Source organism: Nonomuraea africana, assembly GCF_014873535.1.
Classification (GTDB): Bacteria; Actinomycetota; Actinomycetes; order Streptosporangiales; family Streptosporangiaceae; genus Nonomuraea; species Nonomuraea africana.
On record NZ_JADBEF010000001.1, the window covers coordinates 5,823,520 to 5,837,579 of the forward strand.

The following is a 14,060-nucleotide window of genomic DNA, read 5'->3' on the forward strand; positions in this document are numbered from 1 at the left end:
ACGGCTTTCCTCCGGGGCAGCTCAGGTCCCATGGCTACTTTGCTCTGGATCATCGCAGTAATCCTCGTCATCGCCGGGATCTACGTGATCCTGGCCCGACGCGACATTCTCTGGGGAATCGTCCTCATCGTTCTCGGATTCCTCGTCGGCCCTGGAGGCGTCAGCATTTTCAACGTATGAAGCCCCTCGGGTGGGCAGGGACAAGCGCCCTGTCCACCCGAGGCTTTGCCCAATAGGACATGGCCCTGCCATTCCGCCCACCAGTGGGGCAGGAGGCAGAGGTGAGCCAGGAGAGCGCGGCCACCAAGGCCATGATCAGGGACCAGCTCACCGTCCTGCGCAGGCGGATGCGGCGTGAGGCGCCCATCAGGGACGCGGGCGGGCGGGTGGTGGACTTCCCGGTCGCCGCCACGAGCGAGCACGTCAGAGACGTCACGGGCCGCGGGGCCGACCAGCTCCGCGGCCGTCGTCTGGTCGAGAGCAATCCCGAGGAGAGCATCGAGTGCGTGCTCGCCCCTGGACGGCGGCATCTCCGACGACGTCTGCGTCACCGCGCTGCGGGTGCTGTAGCTCCCTCCCACGTCCTGAGGTACGCCTCCGCCCCCGAGGCGAGGTCGTCCACGATCGGCTGGCCCGCCAGGTGCCTCAGGTCCTCGATCCAGTCGGGCACCAGGCCGTAGTGGGCCACCCCGTCCACGTTGTAGTCCCACACCCGCTCGCCGGTGCGCGGCCGGTCCAGCGCGGTGGTGCCGTCGTAGGAGGTGAACGGATAGGTCACGGCGCTGCCCGCCCGTGGCGCGGGCAGCGGGCCGAGGCCGTTGGCGTCCAGGCCGTAGCCGTAGCCGGGACGTCCGCTCTCCTGGCGCAGCGGCTGGGTGCGCCGCCACTCCTCGGCGAACTCCTCGGCGGCGTGGCCGTACTGGGTGACCATGCCGCCCAGGCGGTAGATCCGCGGCAGGAAGGCCGGGTCGGCCCAGCTGTGCGAGGAGATGACGCCCGGGTAGCGGGCGGCTTCGAGCAGGTCGAGCGTCTGGCCGGCGGCCTTGACGCTCATGTGGTCGATCTCGATGATCATGCCGCGCCGCATCATGCCCTCGACCATGTGGCGGCCGAGCGAGGTCAGTCCCTTGGGGTTGCAGTGCGGGGCGGGCGGATAGACCGGCAGCCCGACGCCGGGCGGCAGCCAGCGGGCCAGTTCCGGAGGCAGGACGGCGGGCGAGATCGGGTTGTCGTGCTCGGGCCCTCGGCACTTCTCCACCCGCCAGAAGCCGCCCGACGACAGCAGGTTGCCGAGGTTGACGATCGCGCCCTGGGTCCCGGAGTCGAAGCGCACACCGCACAGCGCGTTGTCGTACTTGTGGCAGACGAACATGCTGCGCACGCCGAGCGCGTGCATCTCGTCGAGCCCGCGGTCGATCTGCGCCTTCGTGCAGTGCGGGACGCCGAGCGTGGTGCGGCAGCCGAACGGCTCCGAGGTCTCGACGCCCAGCACGACGGCGAGCTTGCCCGCCGCGATGACCTCGCGCGCCTCCTCGGGGCCGCGCACCACGCGGAACCAGCCGAGCCCCGGGCCGCCCGCGAGCGTGTCGATGTGGTTCTGGAGCTCGAACGTGCGCTGGGCCTCGCGCCTGATGGCCCACATCTCGTCGCACGGGTTGCTCTTCAGCGGGTAGATCTCGCAGAGCTGTCTGTTGGCCACCAGGTCGTTGACCAGGACGCGCAGGCCGCCGCGCCACGCGCGTTCGATCCACTCGTAGTAGGCCTGCTGGTGGGTGAGGGAGTCGTGCGCGGGCCAGTCCTTGAAGGTCGGCCAGCCGACGGGGTCGTGGGTGCCGGTGGGCGAGCCCGTCCTGGTGAAGTTCTCGAACCAGGCGGCCTCGCCGTTCGGATGGTGGTCGAGGCAGTCGAGCAGCGCGCGGGCGATGCCCGCGGGATCGAACGGTTTGCCGCACAGCAGCTTGCCACCGAACGCCTCGTACGACATCAGATGGCTGTGCGCGTCCACGAACCCGCGCACGGGTGCGGACGGCGAGGGCGGGGGCGCGGCCATCGCGACCGCGCCCAGCAGGGCGATGAGAGCCAGGACACGGCGGAGGGCCATGCACTGACATCAACACCGAGCTACCGCTCGGTCAAGACCTAACATGAGTCGTGCTCACTCAGGCAGTAGAGGCCGTAGGCCCTGCCCAGCACCGGCAGCGCCACGTTGCGCACCCTGATGCCGCCCGGCGTCATGCCCTTCTCCGAGCCCTTGTGCGCGTGACCGTGGAAGATGAGATCGGCTCCGACCGTGTCGACGGCCTCGGCCAGCAGGTAGCTGCCGAGGAAGGGGTAGATCTCCAGCGGCTCCCCCTCCAGGGTCTCCTTGACCGGCGAGTAGTGCGAGAGCACGATCTTGTAGTCGGTGTCGAGCTCCTTCAGCGCGCGCTGCCAGCTGTCGGCGATGCTCCTGGTGTGGCTGACGAAGCCCTTGATCTCGCGCTCGCCGAACTCGCTGGCGCACTTGCCCGCGAAGCCGCCGCCGAAGCCCTTGCCGCCGACCACCCCGAGCCGCGCGCCGCGGCAGGTGATGACGACCGCGTCGTCGTCGAGCACGATGATGCCGTGGTCGCGCATCTCGCTCATGATCTCGTACTGCAGGTCGGAGTGATAGTCGTGGTTGCCGAGGACGGCCACGACGGGGATCGGCAGGTCGCGGAACTCCTCCGCGACCAGCCTGCCCTCCGCCAGGGTCCCGTGCCTGGTGAGGTCGCCCGCCAGCAGCAGCACATCGGCCCTGCCCTCGAGGCCGGTCAGCCGCGCACGGTACTGGCCCCGCACGTCCTCACCCAGGTGCACGTCACCTACGGCCGCGATACGCAGCTCAGTCAAGATGCTCATCCTCTCCGGGCTCTCGGACCTGCACGACCTGTAGCTCGTTGTGCACGTGCAGCTCGGGGGCGGCCTCCTGCGCGACCCGCTCCATCAGGCGCCTGTGCTCCTCACCCGTGACATGGCCGCGCAGGAACAGCTGGTCGCCGCGCACGTCGACGCGGATGCCGAGCTCACTGGTCCTGTCGTCCTCGGCGAGCGCCCGCTGGACGCGCGCCGCGACGTACTGCGGAGCCTCCATCGCTTCCTCCTTCGTCAAACGGCTCGCATGCCCGCTGACGACCCGGTCAAACGGCCCTGATCAGGTCGATGACCGCCTGTTCCGGGTCACCGGGACCGATCGCCCTACCCTGCTCGAAGGCCTCGATCACCCGGGGATCCACATAGGAGGCGCGCGCGACGGCGGGGGTGTTGCCCAGGTACTCGGCCACCTCCCGCATCACCCTGCTGACGCTCGGCGTGCGGGACAGTCCGACGGCCGCCAGCACGGTGCCGTGCCAGGTGCGGAAGTCCTTGGCCGTCGCCTCGCAGCCGAGCGTCTCGCGCACGTAGTCGTTGATGTCGGCGCTGCGCACGTCCACCCAGCCGGAGCTGTCGCGGTAGCGCAGCAGCTCGCCGTCGTGGCCCAGCGCCTTCAGCGACCTGATCACCTTGCAGGCCGCGGAGTCGACGACCTCCACCTCGCGGGGGATGTCGCCCTTGGCCGGATAGGAGAAGACGACGCTGCCGTTCGCGCAGGTGACGTGGTCCATCCTGAGCGTGGCCAGGCCGTACGACTCGTACTCCTCGCCGCCCACCCTGAAGTAGCCGACATCCAGCAGGCGCGCGGCCGCCGCGAGCACCCGCTCCCTGGTCAGGCCCCTGCCCTCCAGCTGCTCCTGGACGATCTTCCTAAAGGCCGGCAGCCGCTCGGCCATCTCCAGCACCCTGTCGAACTTGATCCGGTCCTGCTGGGCGCGCCACTCGTCGTGGTAGCGGTACTGCCGCCGCCCCGCCGCGTCGGTGCCCGCCGCCTGCAGGTGCCCGTCGGGCGAACGGCAGATCCACACGTCCTTCCACGCGGGCGGCACGGCCAGCGCCCTGATCCTGCGCAGCGTGGCACGATCGCGCACGGGCCGCCCGTCGGGATAGGAGTAGCTGAATCCCCGCCCCCTTCGCCTGCGCCTGATGCCAGGCTCATTCTGGTCACTGGGGTGCACGCCGCCCGGCTACCCGCGACGTTATGCCGCAAACTGCACGGGCAGGGGACGGCCATGCATGATGACGACTACCGTCCCGAAGAGCACTCCTCTTCCGGCAAGCCCATGGTTCCTTCGACTCCACGCGATGTGGTCCACATCAGGGCGGGGTCGTTCATTCTGATCTTCCTGTTCGCGATCGGCGCCATCAGCATCATCGCCGGGATCGGCTGGCTCGCCATCGTGGCGGGCGTGCTCGTCGTGGCCACCATCGTGGACATCGTGCTGGCCGTACGCCGGCAGAAAGAGCGTGGCGCGGGAGAGGCGGGTTGATGCGCTCGGCTCGCGTGGTCGTGGTCACCGGGGCGAGCGGCGGTGTGGGGCGGGCGGTGGCGCGCGAGCTGGGCGCCCGCGGTGACTCCGTCGCGCTGATCGCCCGCGGCACGACGGGTCTGGCCGCGGCGGCGGTCGACGTGGGTGCCGCCGGCGGCTCGGGGGTGGTCTACCCCGCCGACGTCTCCTCCTACGAGGAGGTACGGCAGGCGGCCGAGAGCGTCGAGGAGGACCTCGGGCCCATCGACGTCTGGATCAACGTCGCGTTCTCCTCGGTGTTCGCGCCCTTCGCCGACGTGCGGCCCGAGGAGTTCGAGCGGACGACGGCGGTGACCTACCTCGGCTACGTGTGGGGCACCAAGGTCGCGCTCGACCTGATGCGCCCGCGCGGCAGGGGGGTCGTCGTGCAGGCGGGGTCGGCGCTGGCCTACCGGGGCCTTCCGCTGCAGTCCGCCTACTGCGGCGCCAAGCACGCGATCAGGGGGTTCACCGAGTCGGTGCGCACCGAGTTGATGGCGGAGGGAAGCGGGGTGCGGGTGTGCATGGTCCAGCTGCCCGCGCTGAACACCCCGCAGTTCGACTGGGTGCTGTCACGGCTGAGACGGCATCCGCAGCCCGTGCCGCCCATCTTCCAGCCCGAGGTCGCGGCCAGGGCGCTGGTACACGCGGCCGACCACCCCGAGCGCAGGGAGTACTGGGTCGGCGCCGCCACCGCGCTCACCATCCTCGGCCAGCGGTTCGCGCCGGGGCTGCTCGACCGCTACCTGGCGAGGACGGGCACGTCCTCGCAGGTCACGACGGAGCAGCCGCCGACGGGCGTGGCGAACCTCTGGGAGCCCGCCGACGAGGAGCACGACTACGGCGCGCACGGGAGCTTCGACTCCCGGTCGCACGAGCACAGCCCGCAGCTCTGGCTGTCCCAGCACCGCAGGCCCGTGCTCATCACGCTCGGCGCCGCCGCGGCCGCGGGCGCGCTGGCCACGCGGGCGCTGCGCCGCTGACAGAGAGGCCGGCAGAGAGGCTGACAGGGGCGCTGACATAGGCGCTGACATAGGCGGGGCAGGGCGGGGTAGGCGGCGGGAGACCTTAGGAGGACCGATGCCGGAGCGGGATGTTCAGTACTTGTGCGAGTTGGCGATGCAGTTGCGGGTGGACTCGGTGCGGAGCTCGGACGCAGCGGGCTCAGGCCACCCGACCTCGTCGATGTCGGCCGCCGACCTGATGGCCGTCCTGTTCGCCCACCACCTCAGATACGACTTCGACCACCCCGACAACCCCGCCAACGACCACCTGATCTTCTCGAAGGGGCACGCTTCGCCCCTCCTCTACGCGCTATACAAGGCCGCGGGAGCCATCACCGACGAGGAGATGCTGACCTTCAGGAAGCGCGGCAGCCGCCTGGAAGGGCATCCGACGCCCCGCCTGCCGTGGGTCGACGTGGCGACGGGCTCGCTCGGGCAGGGACTGCCCGTGGGGGTGGGAGTCGCCCTCGCGGGCCGGCGCCTCGACCGCCTGCCGTACCACGTGTGGGTGCTGTGCGGCGACAGCGAGCTGGCCGAGGGGTCGATCTGGGAGGCCGCCGAGCACGCCGGGCACGAAGGGCTGTCCAACGTCACCGCGATCGTCGACGTCAACCGACTCGGCCAGCGTGGGCCCACCCGGCACGGCTGGGACACCGGCGCATACGCCCGCAGGTTCGGCGCGTTCGGCTGGCACACGATCGAGGTGGACGGGCACGATCCCGGCCAGATCGACTTCGCCCTCGGCGACGCGCGGAACACCCGCAGGCGACCGACCGTCATCCTGGCCCGCACCCGCAAGGGTGAGGGCGTCAACGACGTGGACAACCGCGAGGGCGCGCACGGCAAGCCACTGAAGGACGCCGCGCACGCGATCACGGAGCTGGGCGGCGACAGGGGCATCACCGTCAAGGTCAACCCGCCCGAGCTCTCCCGCGCCCCGCACACCTTCCCCAGCGGGCCGCTCGAGCTGCCTGCGTACTCTCCGGGCGAGAAGGCCGCCACACGCAGCGCGTACGGCGCGGCGCTGAAGGCCCTGGGCGCGGCCCGCGGCGACGTGGTGGCGCTCGACGGCGAGGTGGCCGACTCCACCAAGACCGAGGCGTTCGCCCAGGCCTTCCCCGAGCGGTTCTTCGAGTGCTACATCGCCGAGCAGGAGATGGTCGCCACGGCCGTCGGCCTGCAGGTGCGCGGCTGGGTGCCGTACGCCGCGACGTTCGCCGCCTTCTTCACCAGGGCGCACGACTTCATCAGGATGGCCGCCGTCAGCGGCGCCGATCTGCGCCTGGTCGGCTCGCACGCCGGAGTGTCGATCGGCGAGGACGGGCCCTCGCAGATGGGGCTCGAGGACATGGCGATGATGCGCGCCCTCCACGGCTCCACCGTCCTGTACCCGTGCGACGCCAACCAGACCGCGGCGCTGGTCGCCGAGATGGCCGACGTCTCCGGCATCTCGTACCTGCGGACCACGCGCGGCGAGACGCCGGTGATCTACGGCCCCGGCGAGCGGTTCCCCGTCGGCGGGTCGAGGGTGCTGCGGCACTCCCCCGACGACAGGGTCACCGTCGTCGCGGCGGGGATCACCGTGCACGAGGCGCTGGCCGCCGCCGACCTGCTGAAGCAGGAGGGCGTCTCCGTCGGGGTGGTGGACATGTACTCGGTCAAGCCCGTCGACCGGGCGGTGCTGAACGAGGCGGCCACGACGACGGGGAACCTCATCACCGTCGAGGACCACAGGCCGGAGGGCGGGCTCGGTGACGCCGTGCTGGACGCGGTGGCGGAGCTGGGCCCGAGGGTGGTCAAGCTCGCGGTGCGCGGGCTACCCGGCTCCGCCGCCCCCGCCGAGCAGCTCGCCGACGCGGGGATCGGCAGGGACGCGATCGTGTCCGCGGTCAGGCGACTGCTGTGAAAGCGAGGGGGATCCCGAAGGGGTGCGGGATCCCCCGCTCAGCGGGACTCGGCTCAGCGGGACTTGGCGGTCTGCCGCCTGTTGGCCTTCTTGATGGCGTCGACCAGCTCGGCCTTGGTCATCTTGGAGCGGCCCCTGACGCCGAGCCTGGCCGCCACGCCGTACAGGTGCTCCTTGCTGGCGTTGGCGTCGACGCCCTCGGCGGTCCGCCCCGAGCGGTCGGTCGCGCCCTTGTCGGAGGGACCCTTGCGCGCCTTCGGCTCCCAGTGATCGCCGACCTTCTCGAAGGAGTGCTTCAGCGCCGAGAAGGCGGTGCGGTGTGCCCGCTCGCCCTCGCCGTAGGTCTCGACGGCCGAGTCGTGCGCCTTGATCCACGTCTCCTGCGCCTTCTTGGGCGACCTGGCGATGGTCGACGGCATTTCCTCGCGTGCCGGCATGACAGCCCCCTTTCCCTGCGTCTTCTAGATCTGCGGAGGATCGGTGTAGCGTCGCTCCTCGTAGACCGTCGTCCGGTCTCGCTCCGTTTCCACCGGCGCTACGATCTCCCGTGTCACCCTGACCCGGTAGAGGCCGAACAGCATCAGCGCGATGCCGCCCAGCATGAGGATGACGCCCACGACGTTGATGTCCAGGCCCGCGACGTCCCAGTCGACGGCCCACGTGAGCACGGCGCCGAGCATGATGAGGAAAATGCTTCCGGCGATGGTCATGGAATACCTCCCTAAAGCCAAGGAAACTTCTATCCTCATGTCGAGAAACAAACCCGTCGTGGTCGTCGGGCTGATGGGCTCGGGCAAGACCACCGTTGCCCTGCTGCTGGCCCAGGCCCTCGGCGTGCCGATGAGCGACAGCGATCCCTACCTCAGGAAGAGGTACGGCAGGAGCGCCGCCGAGATCGCCAGGGCGGAGGGCGCCGACGTCCTGCACGAGCGGGAGGCCGAGCACGTGCTCAGCGCCCTGGGCGAGAACCAGGTCGTCGCCGCGGCCGCCAGCACCGTCGAACGCCCCGAGGTCCGCGAGGCGCTCAAGGAGGCGTTCGTGATCTGGCTGGACGCGACGCCCGAGGTGCTGGCGGAGCGGATGAAGTCGAGCGACCACCGCCCCGACTTCGATCCCGCGCTGATGAAGGCCCGCCGCGACCCGTACTTCAGGCAGATCGCCGACCTGCGCGTCGACGTGACCTCCGCGCTTCCCCAGGAAGTGGCCGACAAAGCGATTGACGCCATGTGATACCCAAGACGCATGTTCGCCACCAAACCCACCCTCGTCGGAGAGCTCGTCACGCTCCGCCCCGTCGGCCCCGAGCACGTCGCAGGTCTGCTCGAAGGCGTGCGCGACCCCGAGCTCAGGCGGCTGACGGGCTCGCACGCCGACGCGGACGAGCCCGCGTTCCTGGCCCAGTGGTACGCCACGCGCAAGGACCACGACGACCGCCTCGACCTGGCGGTCTGCCACGACGACGAGTACGTGGGCGAGATCGTGCTGAACGAGCTCGACACCGACAACCTCTCCTGCAACCTGCGGATCATGCTGACCAGACCGGGGAAGGGCTTCGGCACCGAGGCGATCACGCTGCTGCTCGACCACGTCTTCGCCACCACCCCGCTGCACCGCGTCAGCCTCGGTGTCTACGCCTTCAACGAGCGCGCCGTGCACGTGTACAAGAAGGTGGGATTCGTCCAGGAGGGCGTGCTGCGCGACGCGCTGCTGTGGGAGGGCGAGTGGCACGACGAGATCGTGATGTCGGTGCTGCGCGAGGAATGGGTCACAACCAAACCCGGGATTGGCGCATCTAAGCTGCCGTGACGACGCGTTTGCTCCCAGGGGATCCCGACAGGCTGGGTGGCTACTGGCTCGCCGGGCGGCTCGGCTCGTGCTTCGACGCCTACGACAGCGGTGGCAGACGTTTTGTGATCAAGATGGCGCGCGGCAGGGCGCCCTCGGTCGCACCGCACTGCGTGGCCAGGGTGGTGGAGTCGGGCCCTGGCTACGTGGTCAGCGAGTTCGTGCAGGGCCCGAGCCTGCGCGAGGCCGTGGCCCACGCGGGCCCCTACGCGGGCGACCGGCTGCATCGGCTCGCGGTCGCGCTGGCCACGGCGCTGGTCGCCATCCACGACGCGGGGGCCGCCCACCGCCACCTCGGGCCCGACTCCCTGCTGCTCGGTCCCGAGGGGCCCAAGGTCACGGGGGTGGGCACGGCCCGGGCCCAGTGCCCCGCTCCCGAGGTGTTCACGGGGAGCGCGGCGGGGGCGCCCGCCGACGTGTTCTCCTGGGGCGCGACCGTCCTGTTCGCCGCGACGGGACGCGAGACCTTCGCGGCCGAGAGCCTGGGCGAGCTCATGCACGCGGTGCTGACCGTCGACCCCGACGTCGGCGACCTGCCCGAACCGCTCAGGTCGCTGGCCGCCAGGGCGCTGGCCAAGGAGCCCGAGGACCGTCCCACGGCCCGCGAGCTGCTCATCGGCCTGACCGGCAGCGCCGAGCCCGCCGTGGGCGCGCACCTGGCCGCCGAGATCAGGCCGCCCGACGACCTGCGCGGGCCGCGCCCGCTCGGAGAGGTGGCCGAGGAGGTCTACCAGGGGTTGCCGCCCGAGCAGCAGAGCGCGCTGCCGGAGTTGCTGCTCCGCATGCGCGAACCGGGCCGGCTCCCGCTGGCCGAGGTCGAGGACGAGCCCGTGGTGGCGACGCTGACCGAGGCGGGCCTGCTCGTCCGGCGGAGCATCGCCGTCCCTCCGGCCGACCGCCCCGAGGGCCGGCTGGTGGCGGTCGCCGACGACTCGATCGGCCCGGTCAGCCCCGCGCTGTTCCATGCGTGGCCGAGACTGCGCACCTGGTCGGCGGACGTGACCCCCTTCAGGCGGCGCAGGCTCCTGCGCAAGGCGCTGGTCGCGGGCCTCGCCGCCTGCGTGGCCGTGGTGCTGGCCGCGACGGCCGTGACCGTACGGCAGGGCGCGGAGCGCAGGGCCGAGACGGCGGAGGCGGCCGCGCGGACGGTGGCGGCGCGGGCGGAGAGCATGCGCAGCGCCGATCCGCAGACCGCGATGAAGCTCAGCGTGGCTGCCTGGAGCCTCGCGCCGGTGACCGAGGCGCGCAACGCCCTGCAGCGCTCGCTCGGCCAGGCCGACCTGGGCGCCTTCACCGACCCCGACCCGTCGGACGGCGCCGCCTACCGGCTGGCCGACGACGGGAGGAGCCTGCTCAAGCAGCGCTCCGACCAGGTCGAGATCTGGGACCTGACCACGCACCGGCGGACCGCCGCGCACCGGCTGCCGGTGCCCGCCGACGCCTGGACCTCCCTCACCGGCGACGGCAGGACCTACGCGGCGGGCGACGAGGCATCGGTCCGGGTGTGGAACCTCGAATCAGGGCAGCAGGTCGAGGGCGAGTGGCCGGGCGGCAAGCCCGCGCTCCACGCGGAGGGCCGGCTCCTGTCCGTCGCGAACGGCTTTCGCACCAGGCTCTACCGCACCTCAGGCGGCGGCGCCCCGCTGCTCGACGTGACGGGCAAGACGATCACCACCTCCGCCGACGGCCGGTGGGCGACGGTGTCCTCGGTCTCGGGCCAGGTCGAGGTCTGGGACCTCGACCGGCGCAGGCGGCTCTACACCCGCTCGACGGAGCCGTCCGTGAGCGCGGTCGAGATCGAGTACCCGCCCACCACGGCGTTCAGCCCCGACGGCCGGCTGCTGGTGATCGGCGGCGGCGAGGGAGGGCTGATCCTCGACACCGCCACCGGCGAGTCCGCGGGCATGCTCGACCGGACGGACGACCGAGAGTCCATCGTGTGGGGCCCGCTGACCTTCTCCCCCGACGGCCGCTACCTCCTCGAACCGCTCGAACCCGACGAGCTCGATCCCGTGGCGGCCGAATGGAGCGGGCCGGTGTCGGACGCGCCCACGGCGGAGGCCGACGAGCAGGAGCCGCCCGAGCCCGAGCTGGGCCAGGTCGTCCGCCTCTGGGAGGTCGGCCAGGGACAGCTGCTCGGGACCTATCCGGCCAGGAAGGCGACGGGAGACTTCGCCTTCTCCGGCGACGGCGGCGCGATCCGCTACACCGCCGAGGGCGGCAGGGTCCTGTCGGTCGACATCTCGGACGCGCTCGGCAAGGAGCCCCGGCAGGAGACCGTGGCGCTCAGCGCCACCAGGAAGACCACCCATCTCCCCGCCCAGCGCCTGCTCTCGCCCGACGGCAGGATCGCCGCCGCCGAGGCGGACACGGCGACCAGGCTCTACGACGTCGAGGCCCGCAGGTCGCTGGGCGAACTGCCCGCCACCGGCGAGCTGTCCTTCGACGCCGGGGGCAGGCGGCTGGCCGTGGGCGGCGAGTCCACCACCACCGTCTGGGACGTGGACACGCGCGCGCGGATCGCCGAGGTGCCGACGGGCACGAGCTACGACGTGGCGCTGTCCCCCGACGGTCAGGTGCTCGCCGCCACCGGTCCCGGCGGGCTGAGGCTGTGGAGCCTCCCCGAGGGCAAGCAGGTCAAGGGGCCGTTCAACACGCTCAGACAGTCGCTGGCCTTCACCCCGGACGGCAGGCGGCTGTTCGCGGGGCAGGACGTGATCGATCTCTCGACCGGCAAGGTCACCGAGACCGGCGGCCGCGACAGCTTCGCCACCGCCTTCAGCCCCGACAGCCGCCGGGCCGCCTTCGTCATCGACGCCGACTTCTTCCTGGTGTGGAAGCTGTCCGACTGGCCGAAGCAGGCGGTCAGGAGGTCGTCGGGATACGGCACCAGCATCAGGTTCTCCCCCGACGGCAAGCTGATCGCGATGACCGGCGAGTACACCTCGCTGTGGGACGCCGGCACGCTGCGCGAGATCAGCAGGGTGCCGCTGGGACAGGGCGTCGCCGACGTCGCCTTCAGCGCCGACGGGACCAAGCTGGTCGGGCTGCTGCGCGACGGCAGCGTGCGCGAGAGCCCGGTCGATCCCGCCATGGCCGCGAAGGCGGTGTGCGCGAAGGCGGGCGGCGCGCTGGACGAGGAGGGCTGGAAGCGGCTGTTTCCCGAAACGCCCTATCCCGGTGGGATGTGTTCCTGAGCGGCTCTAGGGTTACGCCCATGGATCCCGTCCTCAGCCGCCGCGCACTCAACCGGGCCACCCTCGACCGGCAGCTCCTGATCACCAGGACCACCAGGCCGGTCATCGAGGTGATCGAGCACGTGGCGGGGCTCCAGGCGCAGACCCCGCACTCCTGGTACACCGGCCTCTGGAACCGCGTGGAGGGCTTCCGCCCCGAGGACGCCGCCGACCTCCTCGAGACCAGGCAGATCGTCCGCATCGCGCTCCAGCGCTCGACCATCCATCTGGTCAGCGCCCGCGACTGCCTGGCCATGCGCCCGCTGGTGCAGGTCGTGACCGAGCGGATGACGCGCAGCACCTTCGGCAGGAAGCTGGAGGGCGTCGACCTCGACGAGCTGGCCGCGCTCAGCCGCTCGCTCCTGGCGGACCGGGCGATGACGTTCGCCGAGCTGGGCAGGGCGCTGGGCGAGCGCTGGCCCGACCACGACCAGCACGCGCTCGGGCAGGGCGTGCGCTGGCTGGTGCCACTGGCGCAGGTGCCGCCGCGAGGGCTGTGGGGCAGGAGCGGGCCGATCGCGCACACCAGCGCCGCGTCGTGGCTGGGGTTCGAGGTGCCCGCGATGACGCCGGGCGAGCTGGTGCTGCGCTACCTGAAGGCCTTCGGGCCCGCCTGCGTCAAGGACGTGCAGACCTGGTCGGGGCTGACGCGGCTGTCGGAGGTGGTCTCCTCGCTCGACCTGGTGACCTACCGTGACTCCGCGGGACGGGTGCTCTACGACCTGCCCGACGCCGTCCTGCCGCCGGAGGACCTGCCGGTGCCGGTGCGGTTCATGTACGACTTCGACAACCTCTTCCTCTCGCACGAGGACCGTTCCAGGGTGGTCGAGCATATGGAGCTCCTCAGGCGGTTCGCCGCGTACAACGTGCAGCCGAGGATGATCCTGGTGGACGGTTTCCTCGCGGGCGACTGGACGACGGCCAGGGCGAAGGGGACGACCACGCTGACCATCCACCGGTGGGAGCCGTTCGACCCGTCGGAGGCGGTGGAGGAGGCCGGGCGGCTGCTGGCCTTCCTGGCGCCGGGCGACCGGCACGACGTGGTGGTCTCGGACGGCGCCTCGAAGACCTGACCGGCGCTCACCGGCTGGGGTTGGGGGACCTGGGGATTGGAGGTCGTGTGTCACCGGCTGGGGTGCTTTCGGGTCGGTGTCCTGGGGCCGTCAGCGGGTGAGGGGGGTGACGTCGAGGCGGCCGTCGTCGCACACGGTGGCGGTGAAGGGGATCTCCAGGTGCGCCGTCTCGTCCGGTGGGATGATCACCAGGCGGGCCGACGCCGGGCAGCTCGTCTCCCGCCCCGTCTCGACGACCGTCCAGTGGAGCCTGGACGACGCCGCGGACCCAGGCTTGAGGAGCACCTTGCGAGGGGTCGCCGCCTCCCTGCGCGTGCGGGTGCGCAGCGCGTCGCCCCTGCCATCGATCATGACCAGCCCCGGGTACCCGTACACCCAGCAGCTCCGCCCCGACCTGTTGGTCAGTGTGAGCGGCGCGTAGCGCTGCCCCGCCCCGGGTCCACGCGCCCGAGGCCGGCCTTCAGCGCCCCCGTGCCGCACCGGGGGACGGGGGCCGCGGCGGCGGGAGCGGCCAGGAGTGTTCCCAGCAGGGCGGCCATGGTGACGACGGATGCTGCTCTCATATGGGATAAGACTCATAAACCGGGCGCACAGTT

The 14,060-nt window shown here is 71.4% G+C and carries 16 protein-coding genes; 8 read left to right on the plus strand and 8 right to left on the minus strand.

Going from position 1 to position 14,060, the window contains the following annotated elements:
• Nucleotides 1–30 precede the first annotated feature (30 nt).
• Nucleotides 31–180, plus strand: coding sequence for a GPGG-motif small membrane protein (locus H4W81_RS27640; protein WP_164903902.1), 150 nt, complete (start codon nt 31–33; stop codon nt 178–180).
• A 367-nt stretch (nt 181–547) separates the two neighbouring features.
• Here the strand turns inward: H4W81_RS27640 and H4W81_RS27645 are convergent, their stop codons facing one another.
• From H4W81_RS27645 to H4W81_RS27660, 4 genes are read right to left on the minus strand one after another with little or no spacing between them, the layout of a single operon-like run.
• Nucleotides 548–2,101 (minus strand): membrane dipeptidase, encoded by a 1,554-nt coding sequence (locus H4W81_RS27645; protein ID WP_192777495.1) that lies wholly within the window; start codon nt 2,099–2,101, stop codon nt 548–550.
• A 38-nt stretch (nt 2,102–2,139) separates the two neighbouring features.
• Nucleotides 2,140–2,871, minus strand: a complete 732-nt coding sequence (locus H4W81_RS27650) for a metallophosphoesterase family protein (RefSeq protein ID WP_225958819.1) — start codon at nt 2,869–2,871, stop codon at nt 2,140–2,142.
• Nucleotides 2,864–3,112 carry a BON domain-containing protein gene (locus H4W81_RS27655; protein WP_192777497.1) on the minus strand — a complete coding sequence of 83 codons (249 nt, stop codon included), beginning with the start codon at nt 3,110–3,112 and terminating at the stop codon, nt 2,864–2,866. The genes H4W81_RS27650 and H4W81_RS27655 overlap by 8 nt, the downstream gene beginning before the upstream one ends.
• Nucleotides 3,113–3,158: 46 nt before the next feature.
• Nucleotides 3,159–4,070 carry a DNA topoisomerase IB gene (locus H4W81_RS27660; protein WP_337959976.1) on the minus strand — a complete coding sequence of 304 codons (912 nt, stop codon included), beginning with the start codon at nt 4,068–4,070 and terminating at the stop codon, nt 3,159–3,161.
• A 54-nt stretch (nt 4,071–4,124) separates the two neighbouring features.
• Between H4W81_RS27660 and H4W81_RS27665 the strand changes: the two genes are divergently transcribed.
• The 3 genes from H4W81_RS27665 (at nt 4,125) to H4W81_RS27675 (ending at nt 7,310) form a co-directional block, all read left to right on the plus strand.
• On the plus strand, nt 4,125–4,382 hold the full coding sequence (locus H4W81_RS27665) for a hypothetical protein (RefSeq protein WP_192777498.1): 258 nt from the start codon (nt 4,125–4,127) through the stop codon (nt 4,380–4,382).
• Nucleotides 4,382–5,383 carry an SDR family oxidoreductase gene (locus H4W81_RS27670; protein ID WP_192777499.1) on the plus strand — a complete coding sequence of 334 codons (1,002 nt, stop codon included), beginning with the start codon at nt 4,382–4,384 and terminating at the stop codon, nt 5,381–5,383. Before H4W81_RS27665 ends, H4W81_RS27670 begins: the two co-directional genes overlap by 1 nt.
• A gap of 97 nt (nt 5,384–5,480) precedes the next feature.
• Nucleotides 5,481–7,310, plus strand: a complete 1,830-nt coding sequence (locus H4W81_RS27675; protein WP_192777500.1) for a transketolase — start codon at nt 5,481–5,483, stop codon at nt 7,308–7,310.
• 53 nt (nt 7,311–7,363) lie between these two features.
• Here the strand turns inward: H4W81_RS27675 and H4W81_RS27680 are convergent, their stop codons facing one another.
• A complete protein-coding gene (locus H4W81_RS27680; protein WP_192777501.1) occupies nt 7,364–7,747 on the minus strand; it encodes a ChaB family protein in 384 nt (127 codons plus the stop codon).
• 24 nt (nt 7,748–7,771) lie between these two features.
• Complete coding sequence (locus H4W81_RS27685; protein WP_192777502.1) at nt 7,772–8,020, minus strand: DUF6458 family protein; 249 nt, start codon at nt 8,018–8,020, stop codon at nt 7,772–7,774.
• Nucleotides 8,021–8,057: 37 nt separating this feature from the next.
• Here H4W81_RS27685 and H4W81_RS27690 point away from each other — a divergent pair, with 37 nt between their 5' ends.
• Genes H4W81_RS27690 through H4W81_RS27705 form a run of 4 tightly spaced genes read left to right on the plus strand, consistent with a single transcriptional unit; the run spans nt 8,058 to nt 13,464 of the window.
• Nucleotides 8,058–8,540, plus strand: a complete 483-nt coding sequence (locus tag H4W81_RS27690) for a shikimate kinase (protein ID WP_225958820.1) — start codon at nt 8,058–8,060, stop codon at nt 8,538–8,540.
• Nucleotides 8,541–8,552: 12 nt separating this feature from the next.
• Nucleotides 8,553–9,116 (plus strand): GNAT family N-acetyltransferase, encoded by a 564-nt coding sequence (locus H4W81_RS27695; RefSeq protein ID WP_192777503.1) that lies wholly within the window; start codon nt 8,553–8,555, stop codon nt 9,114–9,116.
• Nucleotides 9,113–12,352, plus strand: coding sequence for a protein kinase domain-containing protein (locus H4W81_RS27700; protein ID WP_192777504.1), 3,240 nt, complete (start codon nt 9,113–9,115; stop codon nt 12,350–12,352). Before H4W81_RS27695 ends, H4W81_RS27700 begins: the two co-directional genes overlap by 4 nt.
• Nucleotides 12,353–12,372: 20 nt before the next feature.
• Nucleotides 12,373–13,464: a winged helix DNA-binding domain-containing protein gene (locus tag H4W81_RS27705; protein WP_192777505.1), complete on the plus strand. Its 1,092-nt coding sequence runs from the start codon at nt 12,373–12,375 to the stop codon at nt 13,462–13,464.
• A gap of 90 nt (nt 13,465–13,554) precedes the next feature.
• On the opposite strand, the gene H4W81_RS27710 is transcribed toward H4W81_RS27705, so the two are convergent.
• Both H4W81_RS27710 and H4W81_RS27715 read right to left on the minus strand, forming a co-directional pair.
• Entirely contained in the window at nt 13,555–13,869 is a 315-nt protein-coding gene (locus H4W81_RS27710; protein WP_225960236.1) for a DUF4232 domain-containing protein, read from the minus strand.
• On the minus strand, nt 13,866–14,027 hold the full coding sequence (locus H4W81_RS27715) for a hypothetical protein (RefSeq protein ID WP_192781478.1): 162 nt from the start codon (nt 14,025–14,027) through the stop codon (nt 13,866–13,868). The genes H4W81_RS27710 and H4W81_RS27715 overlap by 4 nt, the downstream gene beginning before the upstream one ends.
• Nucleotides 14,028–14,060 lie beyond the last annotated feature (33 nt).